Source organism: Pseudomonas sp. SIMBA_068, from assembly GCF_046534705.1.
GTDB classification, from domain to species: domain Bacteria; phylum Pseudomonadota; class Gammaproteobacteria; order Pseudomonadales; family Pseudomonadaceae; genus Aquipseudomonas; species Aquipseudomonas putida.
The window spans coordinates 1-259 of the sequence record NZ_JAWRYI010000888.1 but is presented as its reverse complement, the minus strand read 5'-3'; the positions used below and the strand labels follow the sequence as shown (position 1 = coordinate 259).

The 259-nt window shown below is 57.1% G+C and carries 1 pseudogene; it reads left to right on the top strand.

The features are described 5' to 3' along the window. A pseudogene (ychF, locus tag SB756_RS31925) lies at nt 1-259 on the top strand (redox-regulated ATPase YchF); the annotation flags it as partial.

Genomic DNA, 259 nt, shown 5'->3' with positions numbered 1-259 from the left:
CCTGGTGGCCGGTGCTTCGAAAGGTGAGGGCCTGGGCAACAAGTTCCTGGCCAACATCCGTGAAACCGATGCTATCGCCCACGTAGTCCGCTGCTTCGAAGACGAGAACGTGATTCACGTCTCCAACAGTGTCGACCCGAAACGCGATATCGAGATCATCGATCTGGAACTGATCTTCGCTGACCTCGACAGCTGCGAGAAACAACTGCAGAAAGTCGCACGCAACGCCAAAGGCGGTGACAAGGACGCCGTGGTCCAG